This is a genomic window from Mucilaginibacter sp. L196, from assembly GCF_009765905.1.
In the GTDB taxonomy this organism is placed as follows: Bacteria; Bacteroidota; Bacteroidia; order Sphingobacteriales; family Sphingobacteriaceae; genus Mucilaginibacter.
Genome location: NZ_LMUO01000009.1, coordinates 482150 through 505128, shown reverse-complemented (window position 1 = coordinate 505128; position 22979 = coordinate 482150). Strand labels below are relative to the sequence as shown.

Annotated in this window: 15 protein-coding genes; 4 read left to right on the top strand and 11 right to left on the bottom strand. The window is 40.2% G+C overall.

From position 1 onward, the window contains the following. Positions 1-38: 38 nt before the first annotated feature. From GSQ74_RS05840 to GSQ74_RS05800, 9 genes are all read right to left on the bottom strand, one after another. On the bottom strand, positions 39-1778 hold the full coding sequence (locus GSQ74_RS05840) for an ATP-binding protein (protein ID WP_158991006.1): 1740 nt from the start codon (positions 1776-1778) through the stop codon (positions 39-41). Between the two features lie 827 nt (positions 1779-2605). Beyond that, positions 2606-3382 (bottom strand): exodeoxyribonuclease III, encoded by a 777-nt coding sequence (gene xth, locus GSQ74_RS05835; protein ID WP_158991004.1) that lies wholly within the window; start codon positions 3380-3382, stop codon positions 2606-2608. Between the two features lie 44 nt (positions 3383-3426). Beyond that, on the bottom strand, positions 3427-4389 hold the full coding sequence (locus GSQ74_RS05830) for a Gfo/Idh/MocA family protein (RefSeq protein ID WP_158991002.1): 963 nt from the start codon (positions 4387-4389) through the stop codon (positions 3427-3429). Between the two features lie 167 nt (positions 4390-4556). Then, positions 4557-5636: an efflux RND transporter periplasmic adaptor subunit gene (locus GSQ74_RS05825; protein WP_158991000.1), complete on the bottom strand. Its 1080-nt coding sequence runs from the start codon at positions 5634-5636 to the stop codon at positions 4557-4559. Next, positions 5633-8878: an efflux RND transporter permease subunit gene (locus tag GSQ74_RS05820; protein ID WP_158990998.1), complete on the bottom strand. Its 3246-nt coding sequence runs from the start codon at positions 8876-8878 to the stop codon at positions 5633-5635. Before GSQ74_RS05820 ends, GSQ74_RS05825 begins: the two co-directional genes overlap by 4 nt. A 6-nt stretch (positions 8879-8884) precedes the next feature. Further along, positions 8885-10267, bottom strand: coding sequence for a TolC family protein (locus GSQ74_RS05815; RefSeq protein WP_254060817.1), 1383 nt, complete (start codon positions 10265-10267; stop codon positions 8885-8887). Positions 10268-10971: 704 nt separating this feature from the next. Next, positions 10972-12948: an OmpA family protein gene (locus GSQ74_RS05810; protein WP_216846678.1), complete on the bottom strand. Its 1977-nt coding sequence runs from the start codon at positions 12946-12948 to the stop codon at positions 10972-10974. A 436-nt stretch (positions 12949-13384) separates the two neighbouring features. Continuing rightward, positions 13385-14185, bottom strand: a complete 801-nt coding sequence (locus GSQ74_RS05805; protein WP_158990996.1) for a polysaccharide deacetylase family protein — start codon at positions 14183-14185, stop codon at positions 13385-13387. Positions 14186-14214: 29 nt separating this feature from the next. After that, positions 14215-14673, bottom strand: a complete 459-nt coding sequence (locus tag GSQ74_RS05800) for a hypothetical protein (RefSeq protein ID WP_158990994.1) — start codon at positions 14671-14673, stop codon at positions 14215-14217. Between the two features lie 132 nt (positions 14674-14805). On the opposite strand from GSQ74_RS05800, the gene GSQ74_RS05795 reads away from it, so the two are divergent. From GSQ74_RS05795 to GSQ74_RS05785, 3 genes are all read left to right on the top strand, one after another. Beyond that, on the top strand, positions 14806-18558 hold the full coding sequence (locus tag GSQ74_RS05795) for a gliding motility-associated C-terminal domain-containing protein (protein WP_158990992.1): 3753 nt from the start codon (positions 14806-14808) through the stop codon (positions 18556-18558). A 71-nt stretch (positions 18559-18629) separates the two neighbouring features. After that, a complete protein-coding gene (locus GSQ74_RS05790) occupies positions 18630-18944 on the top strand; it encodes a hypothetical protein (RefSeq protein ID WP_158990990.1) in 315 nt (104 codons plus the stop codon). Continuing rightward, a complete protein-coding gene (locus GSQ74_RS05785) occupies positions 18928-19599 on the top strand; it encodes an ATP-binding cassette domain-containing protein (RefSeq protein WP_158990988.1) in 672 nt (223 codons plus the stop codon). Before GSQ74_RS05790 ends, GSQ74_RS05785 begins: the two co-directional genes overlap by 17 nt. Here GSQ74_RS05785 and GSQ74_RS05780 read toward each other — a convergent pair. Beyond that, positions 19596-20351, bottom strand: coding sequence for a hypothetical protein (locus GSQ74_RS05780; RefSeq protein WP_158990986.1), 756 nt, complete (start codon positions 20349-20351; stop codon positions 19596-19598). The genes GSQ74_RS05785 and GSQ74_RS05780 overlap by 4 nt on opposite strands. A gap of 59 nt (positions 20352-20410) precedes the next feature. Beyond that, positions 20411-21550 carry an FAD-binding oxidoreductase gene (locus GSQ74_RS05775; RefSeq protein ID WP_158990984.1) on the bottom strand — a complete coding sequence of 380 codons (1140 nt, stop codon included), beginning with the start codon at positions 21548-21550 and terminating at the stop codon, positions 20411-20413. Between the two features lie 117 nt (positions 21551-21667). Between GSQ74_RS05775 and GSQ74_RS05770 the strand changes: the two genes are divergently transcribed. Beyond that, positions 21668-22642: a YXWGXW repeat-containing protein gene (locus GSQ74_RS05770; RefSeq protein WP_216846677.1), complete on the top strand. Its 975-nt coding sequence runs from the start codon at positions 21668-21670 to the stop codon at positions 22640-22642. Positions 22643-22979 lie beyond the last annotated feature (337 nt).

The window sequence follows — 22979 nt, the reverse complement described above, 5'->3', positions numbered from 1 at the left end:
AAAAACAAGGAAAAACTGTACTAGAAATATAATACTGTTTACAGTAAGATTGTTGGCGAAGACTTTTTAATCCCGGGCGATTGTATGGCATATTTTTTAACCTGCGAAAACAGTTGTTTGGGATGAAATGGTTTGGAGACACAATCCTCGAAACCAACCTCAATTAACCTGGCCAGCATCTGTCCGTCTATTAATGAAGCGGTAAATGCCACTACCGGAATATGAGGGTATAGTTTTTTCATTTCTGTTACAACCTCATACCCGTTCATAATGGGCATTTCAAGGTCGAGCAGTATAATGTTGAAGTTCTTATTTTTCTCGAGTATCTCTAACGCCTCTTTACCATTATAAGCGGGTGTACAGGTGGCTTTATAGCCTGTGAGCATTTTACGCGCAATGGTCATGTTGATTTGGTTATCCTCAACAATCAATATATTTAAACCTACTAAACCTTCGTTTTCATTATAACTGCGTTCAACTTTATGGGTACGTTTTTCAGCCTTGTTAAAGGTTAGTGAAAATGCAAAAGTAGTCCCCTTTCCTTTTTCGCTGGTTAATGTCAATGTACTATCCATCAGGTTTAATAACCTTAAACAAATATTTAATCCTAAACCGGTACCGGTATGTTTACGGGTGCTTTCGCTATATACCTGTTCAAATCCGGCAAATATGCGTCCCTGATCTTCTTTGTCAATACCCATGCCGGTATCCTCTACAATAAAATTGGCTTTAACTGACGTTGCGGTAACATTTTCGCAGGTAACATTTAAGCGGATATATCCTTCCTCGGTAAACTTTAACGCGTTTGAAAGCAGATTATTAATAATCTGGATTATCCTTACATCATCAGCCAAAACAATGGCATCAAGCTGCGGGTCGAGCTCAACCTTTAATTGTAAATTCTTTTCTTCGATATTATTATAAAAAGGCAGCGTAGAGTTTGATAACAACTCTTTTAAATTCACTTCGACTAAATGGATATTTAATTTACCTGCTTCTATCTTATTAAAATCAAGTATATCATTAACCAACTGCTGCATATGGTTTGAGCAGTATTTAAGTATCTGAAAATACTCGTTTGTTGCAAATTGAGGCTGCTCATCGGTGAAAATATTCAATGCTCCTATAATGCCGTTTAATGGTGTCCTTAACTCATGCCCCATTGTTGAAAGGAACTTAGTACGCTCAGCAATAGCGCGGTTTTTTTCTTCAACTAATGCCCTGATGTATTTCCTTTCATAATAAATATAAGCCAGGGCAAAATATAGCGTTAACAAAATAGCACAGCTTGCATTGGTAAACATCATTCGGTTAGCAACATCCGCTGGTATATTTTCGACAGGAGGTATATTATGGCCCACATAAAAGTTGACAAAAAACGTCACTATTCCCATTAAAAAGTAGGCCCCTAGTTCAATAAAAGAAGATTCTTTGTAATTCACCACTATCGGTATAACCACAATTACTGGAAAAAAATAGAAGTACTGCCCAGTTACCGAACCCTCAACAAATGAACTAATAACAAGTAGGACACATATGGATGCCAGCAATAGTGGCTGAACGTTTTCCATTACGCGATATAACTGCAATAAAAGAATTATGAGCACGCAAAAGCTAAAGCAGCCAACCATTAAGGCCGATACTTTTAGCCCCAATGCAAAATAATATACTGATATGCCAAGGCTTAGCATCAACACAATAAGGCTTAACTGGCTTGTCCTTCTGGCAATACCTTTAAACTTAAATGATTCGTTATTAGTTGTTTCGTGGTTAATCACTATATGCTTTTACGAAAACTCACAAATATAGTTTTCATGATAATAAGGTTAATAGCAGTAAATACTACTATCCTGTTTTTATATTGCTGCTAAGCATATTTCAAACAGGTAGGTATATATCGAAATTTTACTCCAAAAAGATTTTTAAAAAAGATATATTATGTGAATGTAATGAAAAATCAATTAAATTACCCCATAAAATAAAGCATTTCCTTTAATCAGGACATCGACCAAGTCCATTAGAATGCAGCTTCTGTTGTTTAAATATACTAAAAGTAATAAAGATAATAATGCAAAAGAGTTGCAAATTTATGCCAGATTAGCCAATCGGAAAAGGACATTCATAAATAAAAGCATACCAAATTAGTCGGTCATAAATGCGCTAAAAATCACAAAAACCGGCCAAAATTGGTCTGTTTTTATTGGATTTCTATCCTATCCAGGCCTCAAAAAGCACCTAAATGGATATTTTAAATGCTTTTTCACCACAAAATCTTATCAAAATGGTATATTTTAATATTTAAAAGAAAGAAACGAAAATTAAACTACGATTTTTTTTAAATATAGGCTGATTATCCAAGCTGGGCGAAAAAATTATTGTAAAAATTTGCAGATTTTCTTTATAGGTAAAATACAACATTCTCTTTTACAATTAATTACAAACACCAAAATGACAAATCTAATGATTTTCTAATTTCATTTTTCAAAAATATCACGTAGATTTGTCGCTTCATACAGCAGATGTTCTTATCTGCTTATTGTGATAAGGTTTAGGTTTAGGCCCCCAAACAGCGAGTGTGAGGGGGTCTTGTTTTTTTTAAAGGATTTCATACTTCCGTCAATTCTATCCATACCGGCGCATGGTCGCTGGTTTTTTCCCAACCTCTAACATTTTTATCTACACCACCTGCCATTAATCGCTTGTCCAATTGTGGGCTTAGCAAAAAATGATCTATTCGTAAACCTGCATCTCGGCCATAGGCATTGCGGAAGTAATCATAAAAAGTATATATTTTCTGATCGGGGTAAAGTTTTCGGATAGCATCCGTCCATCCCTGCCCAACTAAGGAGTGAAATGCCTCACGTGTTTCCGGGCGGAATAGTGCATCCTCAAGCCAACGCTCCGGTTTGTAAACATCCAGATCGGTTGGTATTACATTATAATCCCCGGTAATTACAACGGGCTTTCCTGATGCGAGCAGATCAATAGCATGCAATTTCAATCGTTCAAGCCAACGCATTTTATAATCAAACTTTGGGCCCGGTGCGGGATTGCCATTTGGCAGATACAGGCAGGCAACAGTAATACCATTAATCACCGCCTCAATATAACGGCTATGCTCATCCTCAGGGTCGCCGGGCAGAACATGCCTTACTTCCTCAATCTCTGCATTGCGGGCCAATATAGCCACGCCATTCCAGCTTTTTTGTCCATGCCATATAGCATTATAGCCAGCATCCTTAATAGCCTGTTCGGGGAATTTTTCCTGCGGTGCTTTAAGTTCTTGTAGGCACGCCACGTCGGGCTGGGTTTCTTCCAACCAGCGCAGCAATACCGGCAGCCGGGCATTAATGCTGTTTACATTGTAGGTAGCTATTTTCATATATATTAAATGCTTTTATGGATAAATCGTTATTACAATATATGTTATTCTCCTTTAAATTTTAGGCCGATGGTTTCTCTTACATCATCCAACATGGCTATCATTTGCCTTGAAATTTGATGTGTAATAATTGGGCTTTCTATTAAACCTGCTTTTATCAATTCACAAAAATGTTCGGTTTCATAGTTAAGTCCGCCTGCTGTAAATGGCTCATCAAGCTCAACAATTCGCCCATCTAAATAATTGATGGTAGCGCGGGCCGGGTTCCACCAGTTTTTGTGTATGGTGATATGGCCCAATGTACCACAAATCAACGCATCCCCTTTACCATGTAAATCAAATCCGCAATAAAACTGTCCGTAACCTTGTTCATGCTCAGTTTGAAAGATGGAGAACATATCGATCTTATTATAGCCAAACCGCCCCATTGCCTGTACTTTTTTAGTGTCGCCAAGCCACTCAACCGCCAGATATGCTTCGTATATGCCGATGCCCATAGTTGCGCCACCTACCAACTCATAACTAAAATTAGGATGATCCGGACTGATGTCCGCAACTGATGATCCTGCCCGCACATAACCCACATTGCCGATAGAATCAGTAAGAAGATATTCTTTTAAGCGTCTATATAAAGGAAAGAATGGCGGTTTCATGCCTTCCATAAATAATAGTTTCTTTGCTTTGGCTACTTTAAGTATAGTTTCCAAAATATGCAGGTTGATAGCAGCGGGCTTCTCGCATAACACATGCTTACCGGCATTTAATGCGGCAATACTGTATTCGGCGTGGCTATCAGGCAAAGTAGCTATATAAACGGCATCAATATCGCCAGCAAGCAATTCCTCAACACTTTTACAAGCTATGCCACCATATTGCTCAACAAAAGCGATCACAGTTTCCGGCCGCCTCGACCACGAGGCTACCAGCACACAATCAGGCAATGCGTTTAAACCCTGCATAAACCGGTGTGCAATACGGCCGCAACCTATTATCCCCCAACGGATCATATATTATTTTTTTAGGTAGACGAAAAGTAATAAAATACAATTGCCGGTTTATTAAAAACCAGCCATCTAATATCCTAATTGATTTGCATTAATTCAATCCAAAAAACCAATTAAAAACCAAAACGGCCCATAAAGGGCCGCTCGGTAAAAACAACAAAAAACTAAGATTATTCAACAGCGTCACCCTGCTTAATTTCATCAGACGCGTGTACCAATATTTTATCATTCGGTTTTAGGTCACCGAACACTTCGGTAGAATCATTACCTACCAATCCTTCTTTAATGTTCACCAGGTTGGCTTTACCTAAACTATCCTGAATCACATACTCATGTTCTGTTGAACGGATGATAGCCGCGTTAGGCACAAGCATAGATTTCGCGCCTGAAAGCAATGGTATATTTACCTCGGCATACATACCCGGCTTTAATTGGCCGTTTTTGTTTTCTACGTCAATTTCTATTGCTTCCTGCTGCATGCTGCCTAATGAATTTGCCGAGCGGCTGATCTTAGCGGTTTGTGTTTGACCCGGCATAGCATTAAATACAAACGATACCGGTTCTGAAAGATCAACCTTGTCAACATAATCTTCAGGAATATTTACAGTAAGCCTCATTTTATGAATATCCTGCAAAACTAACATAGGTTGATCGGTTGCTTTTCCCGGTGCAACCAAAGCGCCCGGTGAAACATTACGATCGATGATCATGCCATCAAAAGGAGCTGAAATTCGTAAGTAAGAGTTCATTGTTTGAACAGATTGCACGTTTGATCCTTGTGCCTGCACCATAGCTTGGTCGGCTTTCATTTTGGATTGAGCATCATCTAAATCCAATGGTGAAACTGACCCAGGTTCTTTAGCGGCTTCTTTTAAGCGTTCATATTTTTCCTTGCTTGCCTCCGCGTTTTCCTTAGCCTGATCGTATTGGGAAGTAGCAGCAGCCAATTCGGATTCCATTTCGGGTGCTTCCAAAATCACCAATAGCTGGCCTTTTTTTACTACCGAACCGCGATCGACAAATAGTTGTTTCACAAACCCGTTAACTTTTGGGAATATATTCACCTCATTAAACGGTATTAACTGCCCCGGTAATTGCGCCGAGGTTGACAGCACCTTTTCGGATACTGTTGCATATTGATATTTATTGGCTTGTTTAACCGATTGTGCTGTAAGATCAACCGGTTTTTGGTTGCCGCTACAGGCTGCAAAAAACAAGCATATGGTTATTAAACAAATTAGGTATTTCATGATATAGTTGTATTTAAGTTTTCAGTATCGTTAGCTGCCCCAGGCATTAGTGAAGGCTCGAGGTAAGTGGTTTTTTCCTGTATCCAGGCAAACATTAATGGTAAAATAAACAAGGCGGCCAGCGTTGAGGCTGCTAAACCACCAATAACCGCACGGCCTAATGGTGCAGATTGCTCTCCGGCCTCGCCCATGCCTGATGCCATCGGGATCATACCGGCTATCATGGCAAAGCTTGTCATGAGTATTGGCCTTAACCTGATGGATGCACTGGTGATAGCCGCACGGGTGGAATCTTTAAACTCCAACCTGAGGCTTTCGCCATTGGTCACAATTAATATCGCGTTAGCAACAGATACACCTGTTGACATGATCATCCCCATATAGGATTGCAGGTTAAGCGTTGAACCTGTAAGCAACAAGGCTGTAATTGAGCCCAAAATTACTGCCGGTATAGTTACCAAAACCGTAAGCGATAGTTTAAACGACTGATAATTGGCCGCCAGCAACAAGAAGATAACCAGAATCGCGAAGCCCAAGCCATTTTGCAAACTGGTTAACGTATCTGTTAACAAATTCGACATACCCTCAATAGTTGCTACCAATCCTTTTGGCGGTGTACCTAATGATTTTACAGCCTTTTGCACAGCTGCGGTTGCTGTACCCAAATCCATTTTACTGATATTGGCACTTATCGTTATAAATCGGCGAGGGCCGGTGCGGTCATACTCGGCAGGGGTATAGCTTTGTTTAAAGGTAGCTACATCCGCAAGGGTTGGGCTGCTTTGACCTTTTACCAACGGGATCTCCTTTAACGCACTCATCGAGTTCATTACATATTCCGGTATTTCTGCCTGTACCTGGTAGGTATAGGAGTTGTTTTCATCCAGCCACAAGTTCTTCGTTGTAAAACGGCTTGATGAGGTACTCGCGGTAACAGATCTCGCGACATCGCTCACGTTTAGCCCCAACTGTGAAACTTTTAAACGATCCAGCGTGATGGCAATTACCGGGTAATCCAATGGCTGGTTGATCTGCACATCCCGCAAGTATGGAATTTGCTTCAGCTTGGCTAATACCTTATCGCCATAGGTTTTTATTTGTTGCAGATCTTTACCTGCAACCTGAACCTCAATTGGCGTATTAGCACCTTGGCTCATGATCTTTTCCGTCATGTCAATAGGCTCGAAGCTGATGCTCATTTCCGGAATTTCGGCTGCGATATTTTTTCGCAGCGCATCCTTTAAATCATCCATATTAACATGGTAGTTCTCATCAAGGTTCACCTGTAAAACGGCTTCATGTGTACCCGTGTTAAACACATACAAGTTACTACTACCAAAACTACTTGGCACCAAACCAATATAGCCCGAAGTGATCTCTACGTGATGATTTACCGTTTTATCGATGATTTGCAATACCTGTTTAAACTTATCTTCGGTAACCTCAAGCCGGGTACCCTGCGGTTCATCAATCCTCATCTGGAACTGCCCGTTATTTAGTTTTGGCATCATATCCTTACCAATAACCACAAATCCAACACCCGCTAAACCTACAACCACCACCAGGTATACTAAAATAATCAGCTTTTTATTGGGCATCAATTTGTCCAATATCAATATAAAGCGCAGTTTAACCCTTTCAAAAAAGTCGTTCTTTTCAGGCTCAGCTTCTTCTTTTTGCAGATGCTCGTTTACTTGTTGCTCTTCCGCTAAATCAAAATCTTCGCCGGCATGGGCATGTGGTTTGCCGTGGTGGTACTGGTAACGCTCGGCTTTTATCATCCAGTTACTTAAAATTGGCACCAATGTTTGCGCCAGGATGTATGACACGATCATGGTTAAACCAATCGACATTGAAAGCGGTAAAAACATCGCTTTCGGTACGCCATTCATCATAAACGATGGCGCGAATACTGCCAGTATACACAACAAGATTAGCAACAATGGGAACGAGATCTCTTCACACGCATCATAGATGGCCAACCGCTTGGGCTTGCCCATTTCCAAGTGCTGGTGGATATTCTCGATAGTTACCGTAGCCTGATCCACGAGGATACCGATAGCCAGCGCCAACCCGCTCAAAGTCATAATGTTGATGGTTTGCCCAAACAAGCTCAGCAGTAAAACACCAATTAATATAGATACCGGTATGGTGATCACCACAATTAAGCTGCTTCGCCAATCGCGCAGAAATAACAATACCATTAAACCGGTAAGCAATGCGCCTAAACCACCCTCTGTCATCAAACTTTTCACCGCGTTTATTACGGCAACCGATTGATCAAACTCGTATGATATTTTCACATCATTGGGTAATAAATTCTGCATCTCGGGCAGCTTGCTTTTTAAATCCTTTACTACCGACCATGTTGAGGCTGATGCAGTTTTTACCACAGGGATATAAACCGAGCGTTTGCCATTTATAAGCGCGTAATCCACCGTAATATCGGCGGCATCACTAACGCGGGCTATATCTTTTATGTAGATAGGCACACCATTTTTGGTTAGCACCGGGATGTTACCAAAGTTGGCTGAGTTTTTAATCTGCGAATTAAGCGTAGTTAAAAACATAGTATTATCTATCCTGATATTACCTGACGGCGACATTACATTGTATTTTGCCAGGGCATCTACAACCTGATCGGGTGTAAGATTAAAGCTCCGCAATTTATCAGGGTCGATGCTGAGGATGATTGACCTCGCGTTTGAACCGAACGGTGGCGGAGCCGATAATCCCGGAATGGTTGCAAACATTGGCCTGATGCGGGTAGCCGCCAAATCATAAATATCTTTCAGGTTTTCTGTTTTACTATCCAGCACCAGTTCACCAACAGGTAATGATGAGGCATCATAACGGATTACCTGCGGAGGCAACGCGCCCGGCGGGAAGAAACTTTGTGCCCTGTTTACCTGCAATGCCACTTCGGCCGAGGCCTCAGCCATATTGGTGCTTTCGTAAAAGGATATTTTAACAATTGTTAAGCCCTGTATGCTTTTACTGCTGATGTTTTTTACACCATCAACATATAAAAATTGATTTTGCAAACCTGTGGCAAAAAAGCCCTCCATTTGCTGCGGCGACATACCACCGTAGGATTCGATAACATAAATTGTAGGAAGATTAAGCTTCGGAAAAATATCTATCGGTATATTGATTGCACTGAGCACTGCAAAAATCAAAAGGCTCATGGTTATCACCACTACGGTGATAGGCCTTTTCAGTGCGGATGTGACCATTGACATAATTAATTATTTTAATAAGTTTAAAACTGTATTTACCTGGTTCTCGGTAATCGCTTTCTGGAAAAGCGCATTCGAGTAATCGTATTTGGCCTGCATATAATCTGTTTCGGCACGATAAAGGATGTTTAAGGAAGCATCCAGCGTAATAATATCCGATAAACCATTTTTATATAATGACAGGTTCTGCCTGTAACCGTCGTTTGCCGCTTTAAGCTGTTTTGGAATTTCCTTTAGCCGGTTTATAGCCGTCTCCATTTCCACATTGGCCTGGCTGGCGCTTATATCAAGCAATTGTTGTTGCTCCTGCAGTTTTTTCAACGAATAATCAGTACTGGCTTTTTGTGTGCGGAGTTTTAATTGCTTTCTGCGCAAATCAAATAGATTATAGGATATCCCTATACCCACCAAATAATTAGCGCGTTGAAAACCATATCCTGTTGAAAGGCTGTTATACTGCCCCGCGCCATCGATACTTGAGCCGCGATCCCAAGCTGCAGCCTCCAATGATATTTTAGGATTATATTGCTTTTTCACCAAATCTTCCCGTTGTAAACTATTTTGATAAACAGAGCGGTAATAATTTATCAACGGGTGATTCGTAGTATCAGCAGGAAATAAATAAGCAGTCGGCTGATCGATTAAGGTCATTTCCACTGTAGTATCGGGCACTATTGACTGATATGGGAACCCGCTAACCGCCGACAGCTGCAATTGCACCTGCTTAAGCTGATTGCCGACTTCGATGTAGTTTAACCTTGCTTTTGATAGCTCGGCTTCGGCTATGCTGGTATCTACCCCTGCCCGTACTCCACTTTTAGCCAGCGACATAATGGAAGTCAAAATTTGCTGCGTGCGGGTAATATTGCGGTATTGAATACCCAACAGATCCTGCAAACGCAGTAATTGCAGATAATTACTGATGGTATATGCCCGCAAATCATATTTTGATTGGGCATATTGGTTTTGCTGAACCGTAATGTCTGAATTGGCTACTTTATTTTCAGCGTGGTATTTACCAAAGTTATAAACCTCCCAATTAAGGGCCGCAATACCCAGATTGTCTGACACCGCGCTGGTTACACTGGTTGTATGGATGCCACCTGAACTTGATGGGATAATCCCGAACCCGAAATACGGGCCAGTAGTATTGTTGCTGGTACCAATATCGGCTTGATAGTTTAAATTCAGATCGGGCAGCCAGTTACTTCTTACCTCGGCAGCCTGATCCTGTTTAATTTTGATGATGGATGAATCAGTAAGCAATTGCGGCGCTTTCTGATCAACGTTATTTAATAATTGCTTAAGTGTAATAGCAGATTGTTGCGCATTTGCTGTTATTGCAAACCCTAACAATAAAACAGCACTAAAGCATCGTTTTAAAATATACATAATGATTTTATAAGTTCATTTACAATCAGTTACCCACATAGAGATAACCCATTTGAAAGAAAAAAGTTCAATAAATTAATTGCACTTAATTAGTGAATTAACATAATGATGATTGAGCCTGCTGTAAAACAGCTAGGGCAAATGAACTTTGATCAGATCCGGAAGGTGCAAAGCGTTAAATACGCGTATTGGTGGCTAAAAAAAGAATAGGAATCAGTGAAAACTAATTTCCGTTTTCTTCTTAAGGCTTCAAAAAAGGAGATTAAGAAAAGAAAGGAGATGCATAATGGAAAGAATACTGAATAAAAGCTTATCGTTTTATCATTGATAATAACCTTATCCATGCGCTGAAGTATCAAACTGCTTGATGCTGGTGCAAGTTCCTTACGTTTAAAAATAGAATTGTGTGATTGGTTGATGGAAAAATTTTGGCTGCTATAAGATGGCAGCAGCGTAATGTGTGTTACAGTTATAAAAGCATAAACAAACAGGACTAATATTATATTCCATTTTATTTTTTTTATACTGTTGGGATTCATCACAATAAATAATATATGCTATTTATAATAATACATAACGCAATAACCATGCAAATGTGCTAACAAATCAGCGGCTTAACCAAATGTAACACAAAAGTTGCACTTGGTTGTACAAAAAACTCCCGGCAATAATACCGGGAGTTTAAAAAAAGCTTTATTAATTTATTATCTGTGCGTTAAGTCCGTCATTCGTTTATCGTTTCCTTTTACAACAAACTCAATACGCCTGTTTAACTGCCTTCCATCGGGATTGTCTTGCCCGCCAGGTAAAGAGTTAGGTGCAATTGGCCTGCTTTTGCCGTAACCTACCGCTGAAATCCTTGTCGCGTTGATTCCTTTGCTTATCATGTAATCAACGCATGATTGTGCTCTGTCTTGTGATAATTTCAGGTTATAAGCATCGCTACCTACCGAATCTGTGTGCGCGCTTAATTCAATAACAACTTTCGGGTTATCTATCATTGTTTTAACCAAGCCATCAAGCACCGTGATTGATTCGGGCCTTAATGTTGCATAACCATAATCATATAATATGTTATTAATTACTATTGGTTTATTAACAGCATAAGCTTGTAAGCGTATAGCAGGGCTAACAAATGCACCATTTGCTATTTTGCCGCTTTTTGCTAATTCCTGTGATGTAGGGCCATTAGCCGATGCATTACCAGAATCACCGTTTGATGAAGAAACATTTGATGCGGATGGTGCAAAACCTGATGATGAACCACCAGCAAATGACCTTGTTGCTGAACCGCCAGTTGTGTTTCCTGATGCTGATGAATCTGTTGCCGGGCTACCTGCTAACAATCCTGATTTAGCTGCTGCATCTGAAGCCGCTTTTTGTTTAGCCAATTCACGCTCATGCTGCAGATGCAGTTTATAATATATTGAATGCTTGTAACGGCTCGAGTGTATGTATCTCATATATCTGGCTGATAAATGATTACCTGTTGCACCTATACCAGTTATTGCGCCATCTGTGACAGCCAATGAACCAGTTGCTGCTGCTCCGGTTGTTGCTCCATTATTTGCAGAGCCATTTGCACCATTACCATTAGCAGAGCTGCCTGTTGTTAAACCTACGTTTGATGACCCGCTATTTGCAGATGATGAATTATCAGCAAATAGTTTTCCGGCTGATGCTGCTTCGCCTGTTAAGTTTTGTGTAAAGAAACCATTCTTTTCAACTTTTATACCAAACGGGCGCCTATCAAGCACATTAAACTCATAACTACCAGTTGTACTTGTTAATGTTTGTTTAACAACTTGCTGGCTTGCTGAGTCAACATAACTTACAGTGGCGCCAACTACACCTTTATGGGTGTCGTTATCAATTATAGTACCTTTAAATAAATATGGTTTAAACAAATCTGCAGTGCTTTGAGCCGGAGTTGGGGTTGGTTCCGGTGCTTCAATTTTTGGAGCATATATTTGGTTGTAATCATTAAATGCCGCTATAATACCCTTTGTTTCTGCACGTGAGGTGAATATTGTCCTGTTGCAAATTTCTGATAGCCTTGTAAACATTGAACCATCAACGTCTGGTTGATTACCGTAAGCGCCGGTTGAATATTTTTGTAATATCTGAGGGGTATCTTGAAAATACGATGCTAAACCATAGCTATATGCATTAACAAAATGCTTGGCATTATTCTTTTTAAAGATGATCCTGTATTTTATCATCGCGTTGTCGTTTCCGGCAGGTTCTGTTTGATCACCTTTAGGATCGGCAAAGAAATAATCGAAAAATTCAGGAGGATATGAATAGTACATATAGGCAACAAAACGGCCGTTTGCTACTCTTTCCAGCATCCATGAATTTGTATAAAGATTTCTTAGCTTCAAATCAGCCTGATCAACGTAGGTTACTTTAACAAATTGGCGTGTGCCTACCTGATAAAATTTCATACCAGACGCGTAAATCTTTTTTGCGCTTACATTAGGATTTGCTGCCAGGGCTGCTGAATCTTTTAACCAAATGAACCGTTGATTTTTCCACGGAGCATTTTTATATAGCTTTATCTGACCGCTAACGCGTTTACCGCTTTTAAGAATAACGAAACCGGGCTGATAACTATCTGCCTTGCAAATAGTTAAAGAAATCGTTAATAATAAAATCGCTAATAAGTAAATTTTTTTCATGTTAATGTTTTGGTTGATCACAATTATTTACCTGATTTATCTACCAGGTATTAATTAGTCCATTTTTTACGTGTATCACAACCCAAAAGTTTCCCACGATAATTATTTAACTTGAATAGTATTTTTTTATAATCCTATAAATACTCAAAACACAGCCTCCATATATACCCCTTTCTGCACTTTTTATACTTGATTTATGGCCGAAACCCCAAATTAGCCCCGAGTTGATATTTGATGATAAAAGGCAAAAAAAATGTTGAAAATATTATTCAAATTCATTTGGCACTTGCAGACAATTTGATTACTGATTGAAAGAAACGCCAATTTTTACCATAAAAAAGCCCGCCTTTTGTATAAAAGCGGGCTAAAAGGAGGCATTCGTCAAATAAAGCAAATGATTAAAGAATCATAGACATAAACTTCTGCAGTTATCCTATTAATGTTTTATCTGAGGGTTTTTACTAGCTGCTATTGCATAATCCATTGCCTGCTGAAAAGTAGCCACCCAAATCTCTTTGCGATGTTTTTTAAGGTAGTTTATTAGCTCCTGGTGTGCTTTAACAGAGGTGGTAATGTAATCGCCACCAATCCCATGAAACATAATAACACCCATCCCTCCGGTTTTCTCGGCCAGTTTTACAAAGGCTATCAGTTTATCGCCCGGGGTATTATCATCCAAACCATAAGATGGTATTTGCAACGGATCAAGATTTTTAAAATCGGTTACCACGGCATCCACATCACCACCAACACGGGCATATTTAACAAGGCCATATTTTCTAAGCGTATCTACATAATCTTTACCATTGCCCACGGTAGTTTCGGTACATGGATACGCGTAGGTACGGGTATTTTTACCATCAACGGCGAATAAAAAATGGTTCATTACATCTATTTCCTTAATTATGCCATATGGGGTATAATCATCAGAATGTGTAGGATTATCATCGGTGCTTAAACAGGGATGGAATATGGTATGGTTACCTAATTCGAAACCCTTTTTACTCAACGCGCGCCATCTTGGGATAGTTTCGCTATTAATATCGCCGGTTAAAAAAAACGTAGCAGGAAAATGGGCCGCCTCTAATTGAGGAACTGCATTATCTAGTTGTGATTCGAGCGCATCATCATAGGTTAATACTATAACCGCTTTTTTATGGTGCGGCCAGATAATTTTTTGCTGTGCCTGGGCGGTAAAACCTGAAATTAAGAAAAGGAGAATGGCAAGGTATTTCATAGGGACATTCATTATTAATATTCGCTTTTTTATTTTAGTCTGATGTATTTTTCAATTATCACCCTATCGATGTTTTCATTCTCAACCTTCTCCGCTCCTTTTTGAATCAGGGTATCGCCTTTAATTTGCACGGTAAAGTTAAACGCTTTGTTTTCCCAATTCTTATCAGCGTAAAAATCTAAATACTCGGTGTATTGATCGCCTTTTAAAGTATAACGACCACCACCTGCATCAAAATGATTGGTTGAATCCTTTTTGCTATTTATATCATGTTTTAAAAAGGCAAAATGGGTGTCATTTATAATTTTTATCATTTGTTGGCCTTGGGTATAATTAGTGATGGTGCTTACCTCTTTTGTTATGGTTGTACCCGATATTAACACCCACGTACCATTTAGATTAGTGGTAGAACGCTGGCGAGTTTTCACCAATGTAAATGATAGTAGTAAACCAGTAGCCAGCACCGCGATGATAAGTTTAAATTTCATGAATAGGTTTTTTGCTAAAATAATTATTTGTTTAAGGATTTAGATAGTTATACTATTCAAGATTATTTTGCCTGATACACAGCTATATTTTATTCAGCAAATTAGTTTATTTTTGGTTACTATTAAACCCTGATGTTCAACGCTAAACCCACTAATCATTACCAAATACTTATTAAGGGCTATAGCGTTATTTTATTATTCGCGTTAATATTTAATGCTAAACTAACATATGCCCAAACGCCAAATATTAGTTACACTACTCCCCAGGTTTATACTGTTAATACTGCTATTTCACCATTAATCCCAGCAAATGCAACCAATTCACAAGTTACAACATTTGCAGGCACTGGTGAGCAGGGGCTTATTAATGGCCCGGCATTAACTGCTGAATTCTATGAGCCATCCGCCATAACATTTGATAATAATGGCAATTTTATAATTGCGGACGAGGTTAATAATGCCATCCGTAAAATAACTCCGGATGGCATTGTTAGTACTATCGCAATTACCACACAAAGACCGAGCGGGGTTGCTGTAGATTCTCATGGTAATATATATGCCAGTGAATACACCCTTATTGACAAAATAGACCCTACTGGTAAACAAACGCTTTTTGCAGGCGATTTATCAGCAACCGGTTACGTAGACGGATTGGGAACAACCGCAAGATTTAATAGTGTAAATGATATTGTTATTGATGCATCCGATAATATTTATGTATGTGATTTTTATAATTATACTATAAGAAAGATAACCCCTGATGGCAACGTAACAACATTTGCAGGGAATGGTACACGAGGCCAAAACAATGGGCCAGCTAACGTGGCAACTTTTAATTCACCCTACGGCATTGCCATTGATGCAGCCAATAACTTATACATTGCCGATCAAACTTTAATAAGAAAAATAACGCCGACAGGCACCGTTACTACATTTGCCGGGAATGGATCACAAAAGGATGTAGATGGCCCGGTTGCTTCTGCAAGTTTTTATGGAGCCATTGGCCTTACCGTTACTAATAATGGTGACATTTATGTATCTGATGAGGGATATGTTCCACCTAACGGGAACCGTATCAGAAAAATAAGTAATGGCATAGTATCAACCCTTCAGTTATACAATGATCCAAATTCTATTCAAACCTATATTGATTCACCAACGGGGATTATTATGGACAATACTGGTAATTTATATGTCACTAGTGACAATGAGATAGAAAAGATTGCCGCTATTACCTATTCTATTGACAAACCGTTGCCACCAGGATTAGTATTTGATACAGCAACAGGAATTATTAGCGGTATACCTACCCAGGTATGGCCAAGTACAAACTACACCATAACTGCCACTAATTCAGGTGGCAGCAGTAGTGCTGTTGTGAATATTACAGTTATTAAAGCTGCCGTAGCGTTGCCTCCAAACCCACCAAATATAAAATACCAAACGCCACAAACCTATACTGTAAATACCACCATTAACCCCTTACCGCCAGTTAATACAGGCGGTGCAGTGCCCGCTACAATTTACGGGCAGGTAATAAACTTTGCCGGCAGTGCTACCCACGGCAGTGCAGATGGTAACGGCATAGCGGCTACTTTTAACAACCCCACACGCGTTGCAGAAGATGCAACCGGCAACGTATTTGTTGCTGACAGGGATAATGGATCTGTAAGAAAAATTACACCAAGCGGTACGGTAACTACGTTTGCCCAAGGCTATAGCCAACCCAATGGCTTATGTGTTGACCCGGCCGGAAATGTGTTTGTTGCCGATGCAGGAAGCAATTCTATAGAAAAGACAAGCCCGGCAGGTGTAATTACTAATTTTGCATCAGGCTTTAATTCTCCTTATGACGTTACAATAGATGCCTCTGGAAACTTATATGTTGCTGACGGAGGAGATCACCAAATACGTAAAATAAGTACGGCGGGTGTGGTTTCAACACTTGCCGGCAGCGGTGCAGGAGGGAGTACCAATGGCGCAGGCAATGTGGCGAGTTTTAATGCGCCTAACTGTGTTTCGTTAGATGCATCAAATAATATATACGTAAGCGATCCTGGAAATAATGATATAAGAGTGGTAACCCCTGCCGGTGTGGTAAGCACAGTTGCAGGAACTCCCGTTGGCGGATCATTAAATGGCCCTGTTGCTGTAGCTACTTTTTCCGGCCCGTGTGGCGTTGCAAAAGACATCCCGGGTAATATTTATGTGGCCGACTTAAGCAATAACTTAATACGTAAAATTGACCCGACAGGTATCGTAAGCACGCTTGCTGGTTCAGGCAACCCGGCAGCAGTTGATGGCGTGGGTTTAGCGGCAAGTTTTAACAGGCCTAATGATGTACAAGTTGATCCGAATGGTTTTTTATACGTGGATGATTACGGCAACAATATTATAAGAAAAGTAATAATTACCGGTTATACCATTAATAAACCACTACCCGCTGGTTTATCATTCGACCCTACAACGGGTATAATTAGTGGCACGCCGACAGCGGCATCTCCTGCCACCAACTATACCGTAACCGCTTATAATACTGGCGGAAGCAGTAGCACTATTGCAAATATCAAAGTAATTTTAGCTGCCCCGCCCCTTATTTTTGGGCCTTTGCCTAATGAAACCGAATGTTCTTCGGATTTCGACCCGGGAGCTACAGGCGGAACCGGTACTTACACTTATAGTAGCAGTAATACTGCGGTAGCAACCATCATAAACAACAAAATACATATAACCGGCTCCGGCGTTACTAATATAACCGTAACCGATGGTGTTAACACATTAACACAGTCATTAACCGTTGTCGGGGCTTTAACAATAACGGCTAATATTGTCCAAACTAATATTGCTAACTGCCCAGGTGAACCAAATACCTACATGGTAAATTATACCAATGGCATAACCCCCACAAATTTTCAATGGCAGGTAAATAATCAAAATGCGGGTGGAAATACCTCTACATTTAGCACTAACACAGTTAAAAACGGTGACATTATTACTTGCATAGTAACTGATGCCGCCATTTGCACAACCGGACCGGCGACATCCAACAGCCTAACCGTAATGTTTAAACCAACCGTCACACCATCAGTAACTATTCAATCTTCCGCTGTAGGATCTGTCCCGCCGAATACCCCCATAACCTTTACCGCAACACCTGTCAATGGCGGTTCCTCCCCTTCATACCAATGGATGATAAATGGCATAGCAATAGCAGGTGCCAACAACCAAACTTATACCAATACCTGTTTAAATGATGGCGATATAGTTGATTGCACTTTAACCAATAATGATGCAACTTGTGTTATAACACCATCTGTACAGTCCAATAATATTACAATAGCAATAACAGCTGCAACAAACCCCGCAACAGTTACTATTACACCATCAGTAAATAATGTTTATGCAGGCACGCCTATAACTTTGACAGCCACGGTAACAAATACCAATGTAATAAACTATCAATGGCAAGTAAATGGTAAAGACAATGGCAATAATAGCTCTATATTTAGTAGCTCAACATTCCATAATGGCGATAAGGTAACTTGTATGATTACCTCTCAAAACAACTGTAATACATTAATAACTAGCAATACAGTTGTGATTGAGTTACTACCGCCTTTGGTGCTTACAATTCCAAATACATTTACACCCAATGGCGATGGGATAAATGATTTGTGGGAGATTCCTGGCCTGGCTTTTTATCCAAATTGCGAAGTAACTGTTTATAACCGTTACGGATCATTAGTTTACAAATCGAAAGGTTATTCAAAATCATGGGATGGCAATTACAACGGAGCACCATTACCGTCATCAACGTATTATTACATCATCGACCCGGGCAACAAAAACCCTAAAGTAAGTGGATATGTGTTAATATTAAGATAGCAGCATTAAATATCAGGTTATTACACAATATTTGATTAAAGTTATCAGTTATACAGATTCAACCCAGTCTAATGACAATTCCCGGTAAAAGTCAGCTTAAACTAGTTTTAGTATTTTATAAAAGCACGTTACTTTTTAGCATAGCCTGCGGGGTAATGTTAGGTGCGCTTAATTTTCCGCTATTTTTTGTGGCATTTGGTTTTGGCTTTTTATCCGCCGGTACGGTAATTACCCTGCTATATAAAGAAATCTCAAAGCAGCACGAATACTATTTTTACTACAACAAGGGCATAACTAAACAAACCTTGATTTTAACCTGCATCCTTACCAATTTGGTTATTGGGATGTTGCTCATCATAATTGGCAGCTATGCAAAGCATTCTTGAGATTGACAGCGTAATGCAATCGTTTGATGGGCGAAAAATACTATCAGACATCTACCTGAAATGCGAAACCGGCGATATTTTAGGCATGCTGGGCCGCAATGGCAGCGGAAAATCAACGCTGTTAAAAATATTGTTCGGCGCTATGAAAGGAGATCATAAATTCATCAGGATTGATGGAAAAATTTATAATAAACCTTTTAAAACTCCCGGCCTGGTTTGTTACCTGCCACAACACAGCTTTTTATTAGGGCATTTAACTGTTACAGCTACGGTAAATATGTATTTAGATGGCGTAGGGGTTGATGCTTTTTTGGATGATGAACTCCTTGGCAAGCTTCGGGACAATAAAATAAATTCCCTATCTGGTGGTGAATCGCGGTATCTTGAAATTAAGTTATTACTCAATATGCCATCAAAATTTGTTTTGCTTGATGAACCTTTTAATGGTGTGGCGCCGGTAATGATAGAACAACTTAAAACCATGATCGTCCAGCATTCGGTAACCAAAGGCATTATACTAACCGACCACGACTATAATAATGTGATGGATGTTGCCAACAAGTATTGCCTGGTTTATGATGGCGGTATTAAGCATATTGAAAGCAAAAATGATTTAGTTAGATGGCAATATTTAACAGTGAACAGCCTGGATTAAACCTTTACGTTATTGGGTTGCGAGCCTGCAATTAACAACGCTATTCCTGAAAATATTAATACAACAAACATGCTTGTCCACTCCGTTTCGGTATGCGGGCTGGCAATTACCCGTGGGATATGCAGTATGCAGAACCATATAAAAAACATAAGTGCCAATAACGATGTTGATAGCCTCACCAGCACCCTGAAGAACAGGCTGATGGAAGCCGCAAAGAAAGCGACCATAACTACATAAGCCCAAAACAATCTGAATGGTAGCCATGCCGGTATAAGTGTCACTATAAAATCGAGATATTTTAGATGCAGTACCGCAAATACGAATATGGATACCGCGAAAATATAACTGCCAATAAGTATTAACCTGCTACTGTTTGTTTTAACGCTGCTATTGCCTATTAGTATTAATGAACCTGCAAATATACCTGCAACTTCAAATGTTGGTGTCCACTCACTGGGTGAGTTGTAGGTAGTGATGAGCTTAGGCAGATGTACTATCAACAATAATATGAACCATATAACCGAAGCTATATACGCGCCCGTATATTGATACTTTTTAGAGAAGATCAATAAACCGATAATGACAAGTAACACTCCGTTTATATAAGCAAGGATACTTGCTGCAGGGAATTTCGGATCAACAAATAACAGCCCTGAAGGAAAATGCCCGGTAACTAAATGGATGATTCCGATAGTCAGAATAGCCACGGCAAAAAACAGCTTCCCAACAGCTAAGTAAGTATTATTGTTCATGATAAAGATTTATAATCAACGGTTTATAAATCTAATATATGAAATATTTAAATTATCAATCAACCGTTTAACGTTAATTTCGCAACCTCCTCGCCTACCAAACTCCCCATTGCTACGCCCATGCCATTACACCTTACCGCGCAAAACACATTCGGTTCTACTTGTCTAACTATGGGGCTAATATCCTCGCCAAAGCCCATGATGCCGCTCCACCAGTAATCAATTTCAGCATTTTGATCGGGTAAAATTACTTCATTTAGGTAAGTGGTTAATTGCTGCTTTACTTTTTCGGTATGACCAAACTCCCAGGTGGCCTCGGCATCAAAATCAATGTTGCGCCCACCGCCGAAGAGGATGCGGTTATTGATGTTCCTGAAATAATAATAGCCCTGGTTAAAATGATAAGTGCCTTTAAGTTTTAACCCATCAATTGGTTTGGTTACCAATACTTGCCCACGGCCGGGGATTACTTTCAGCTCCGGAAATAATTGATTGGCAAAGGCATTCGTTGCTAAAATTACTTTAGTCGCTTTAAAGTTGCCCTGAGAGGTTATTAGTTGAATCCCGGTATCGTGTTGCTCGATACTGGTTACAGCGCAAGAATTCAGAACCAAAATACCGGCGTCATAAACTCTATTCAGCAAAGCCCGCATCATTTTGCCGGTGTCTATCTGTCCTTCAAAAGGGTTATAGATCATCCTGCTGACTTTATCAAAACCAAAATCAGCAATTTTGTTATTAGCAACCGAGTAAATATTATCTGTGCCAATGGCTTGCTTTAGCAAATTGTTCAGGTAAGATATTTTTTCGATTTGCCTATCGGCATGAGGTTTTTCATCAGCCATAAATAGCTCATATCCGCCATGCTGCTGGTAATCGATATTGCTATCGCCCAAGTTTTGTCTTAAACGCTGCAAACCTCGCCATTTGTAATTTACAAGGCGGGCAACATCTTCTTCGGATGAATGTTGTAGTAATTCCAATTGTTCTGATACCGTACCAAAACAAGCAAAGCCAGCATTTTTAGTGCTTGCCCCCGATGGCAGAAAGCCGCGTTCTAACACCAATACCTTTAACGAGGGTTCATTTTTCTTTAAGTACAGCGCCGCGCTTAAGCCAACTAAACCGCTACCGATGATGATCACATCAGCATTATCAATAAATGAGCTGCGCTCCCAGTATGAAAATTGTGGTTCCAAACTCAAATGTAAATAATAGGATTTCAAAAACTACTTGATTTTCTAATGCAATTCTAATCTAAACCTTCGAACTTAAATCCTGTCACATTGTAGTTACATAAAAACAAAATAATCACAATGAAAAACTTCGCAAAAGCATGCTTACTTATGATGGCCGCCTTTTTTATGGCGCCCGGAGCTCATGCACAAATCAGTATTGGAATTTCTATTTCGGCGCATATTGCGCCACCCGCGTTGCCGGTATACGTACAACCTGCCTGCCCAACAGATGGGTATTTATGGGTTCCCGGCTATTGGGCCTATGATAACGACGCCGAAGACTACTATTGGGTACCGGGTGTATGGGTTGCCCCACCAAATCCCGGCCTATTATGGACACCCGCTTATTGGGGATATGATGGTGGCGTTTATGGCTTCCACACAGGTTATTGGGGCCCGCACGTAGGTTTTTACGGTGGTATTAATTATGGTGGCGGTTATGGTGGTGTTGGCTTTGGCGGTGGTGCATGGTCTGGCGGTTCATTCCGTTACAATACAGCAGTTGTTAATGTTAACACTACTGTAATCCATAACACCTACGTTGATCGTAGTGTTATCAATAATAACGTTACCGTAAATAACCATACCAGCTTTAATGGGCCGGGTGGTGTAACTGCACAGCCACGCCCGCAAGAATTGGCGGCAATGCATGATCAACACGTAGCACCAACCAGCCAGCAAATGTCGCACCAGCAAAATGCACATATGGATAAAACCTCGTTTGCCTCAGCTAACCATGGCAAACCTACCAATGTAGCTATGAATAAAGTTGGTGGTGCCCATTTTAATCCACAGGGACAAAGAGCGCCACGTGCTAATAATGCAAACGCAAACAGGCCAAACACAAACGGCCAGCCAAACCAACAGCAGCATACGCAGCAAGCTAATGACAATGCGCACAACGATGCCCAGGCACAGCCGCAACAACATAATGCAGCACAGCCACAACAGCATAATGCCCAGCAGCCTAAACAACAACATCAGCAGCAAAGGCAGCCACAGCACAAAGCAGCGCCAAAACCTCACCCTCAAAAGCAAGAACACGAGAGGTAAGAGTTGATCTATAAAGCAAAAGCCCCGCCTGAAAATCAGAGGGCACTGAAAAAGTGGCTATTTATTAAAAGGGGCTGTTTTCAATATTGAAAACAGCCCCTTTTTCTTTGATATATTCGGATAGGTGGTGGAGAGCACCTTCGTACAGACGATTCTCAGCGCCTCTATTTTCTTTGAAAAACCACCTCTTTAACTTTAAAGGACTTTTTCAGTGCCCTCGAAAATCAGGTGGGGCTTTTTTATTATTACGGTTCCTGCTGACAAAACAGTGTCAGCACTTATTCCAATTCAATTTCCGAAATTTGAATGTACCGGTAATACTCTTGTGAAAGAGTGA

Bases quoted from the DNA above. Each gene is read 5' to 3' on its own strand.
- xth (WP_158991004.1), bottom strand. From the start codon at position 3,382: ATGAAAATAGCTACCTACAATGTAAACAGCATTAATGCCCGGCTGCCG.
- GSQ74_RS05830 (WP_158991002.1), bottom strand. From the start codon at position 4,389: ATGATCCGTTGGGGGATAATAGGTTGCGGCCGTATTGCACACCGGTTT.
- GSQ74_RS05825 (WP_158991000.1), bottom strand. From the start codon at position 5,636: ATGAAATACCTAATTTGTTTAATAACCATATGCTTGTTTTTTGCAGCC.
- GSQ74_RS05820 (WP_158990998.1), bottom strand. From the start codon at position 8,878: ATGTCAATGGTCACATCCGCACTGAAAAGGCCTATCACCGTAGTGGTG.
- GSQ74_RS05815 (WP_254060817.1), bottom strand. From the start codon at position 10,267: ATGTATATTTTAAAACGATGCTTTAGTGCTGTTTTATTGTTAGGGTTT.
- GSQ74_RS05810 (WP_216846678.1), bottom strand. From the start codon at position 12,948: ATGAAAAAAATTTACTTATTAGCGATTTTATTATTAACGATTTCTTTA.
- GSQ74_RS05805 (WP_158990996.1), bottom strand. From the start codon at position 14,185: ATGAAATACCTTGCCATTCTCCTTTTCTTAATTTCAGGTTTTACCGCC.
- GSQ74_RS05800 (WP_158990994.1), bottom strand. From the start codon at position 14,673: ATGAAATTTAAACTTATCATCGCGGTGCTGGCTACTGGTTTACTACTA.
- GSQ74_RS05795 (WP_158990992.1), top strand. From the start codon at position 14,806: ATGTTCAACGCTAAACCCACTAATCATTACCAAATACTTATTAAGGGC.
- GSQ74_RS05790 (WP_158990990.1), top strand. From the start codon at position 18,630: ATGACAATTCCCGGTAAAAGTCAGCTTAAACTAGTTTTAGTATTTTAT.
- GSQ74_RS05785 (WP_158990988.1), top strand. From the start codon at position 18,928: ATGCAAAGCATTCTTGAGATTGACAGCGTAATGCAATCGTTTGATGGG.
- GSQ74_RS05780 (WP_158990986.1), bottom strand. From the start codon at position 20,351: ATGAACAATAATACTTACTTAGCTGTTGGGAAGCTGTTTTTTGCCGTG.
- GSQ74_RS05770 (WP_216846677.1), top strand. From the start codon at position 21,668: ATGAAAAACTTCGCAAAAGCATGCTTACTTATGATGGCCGCCTTTTTT.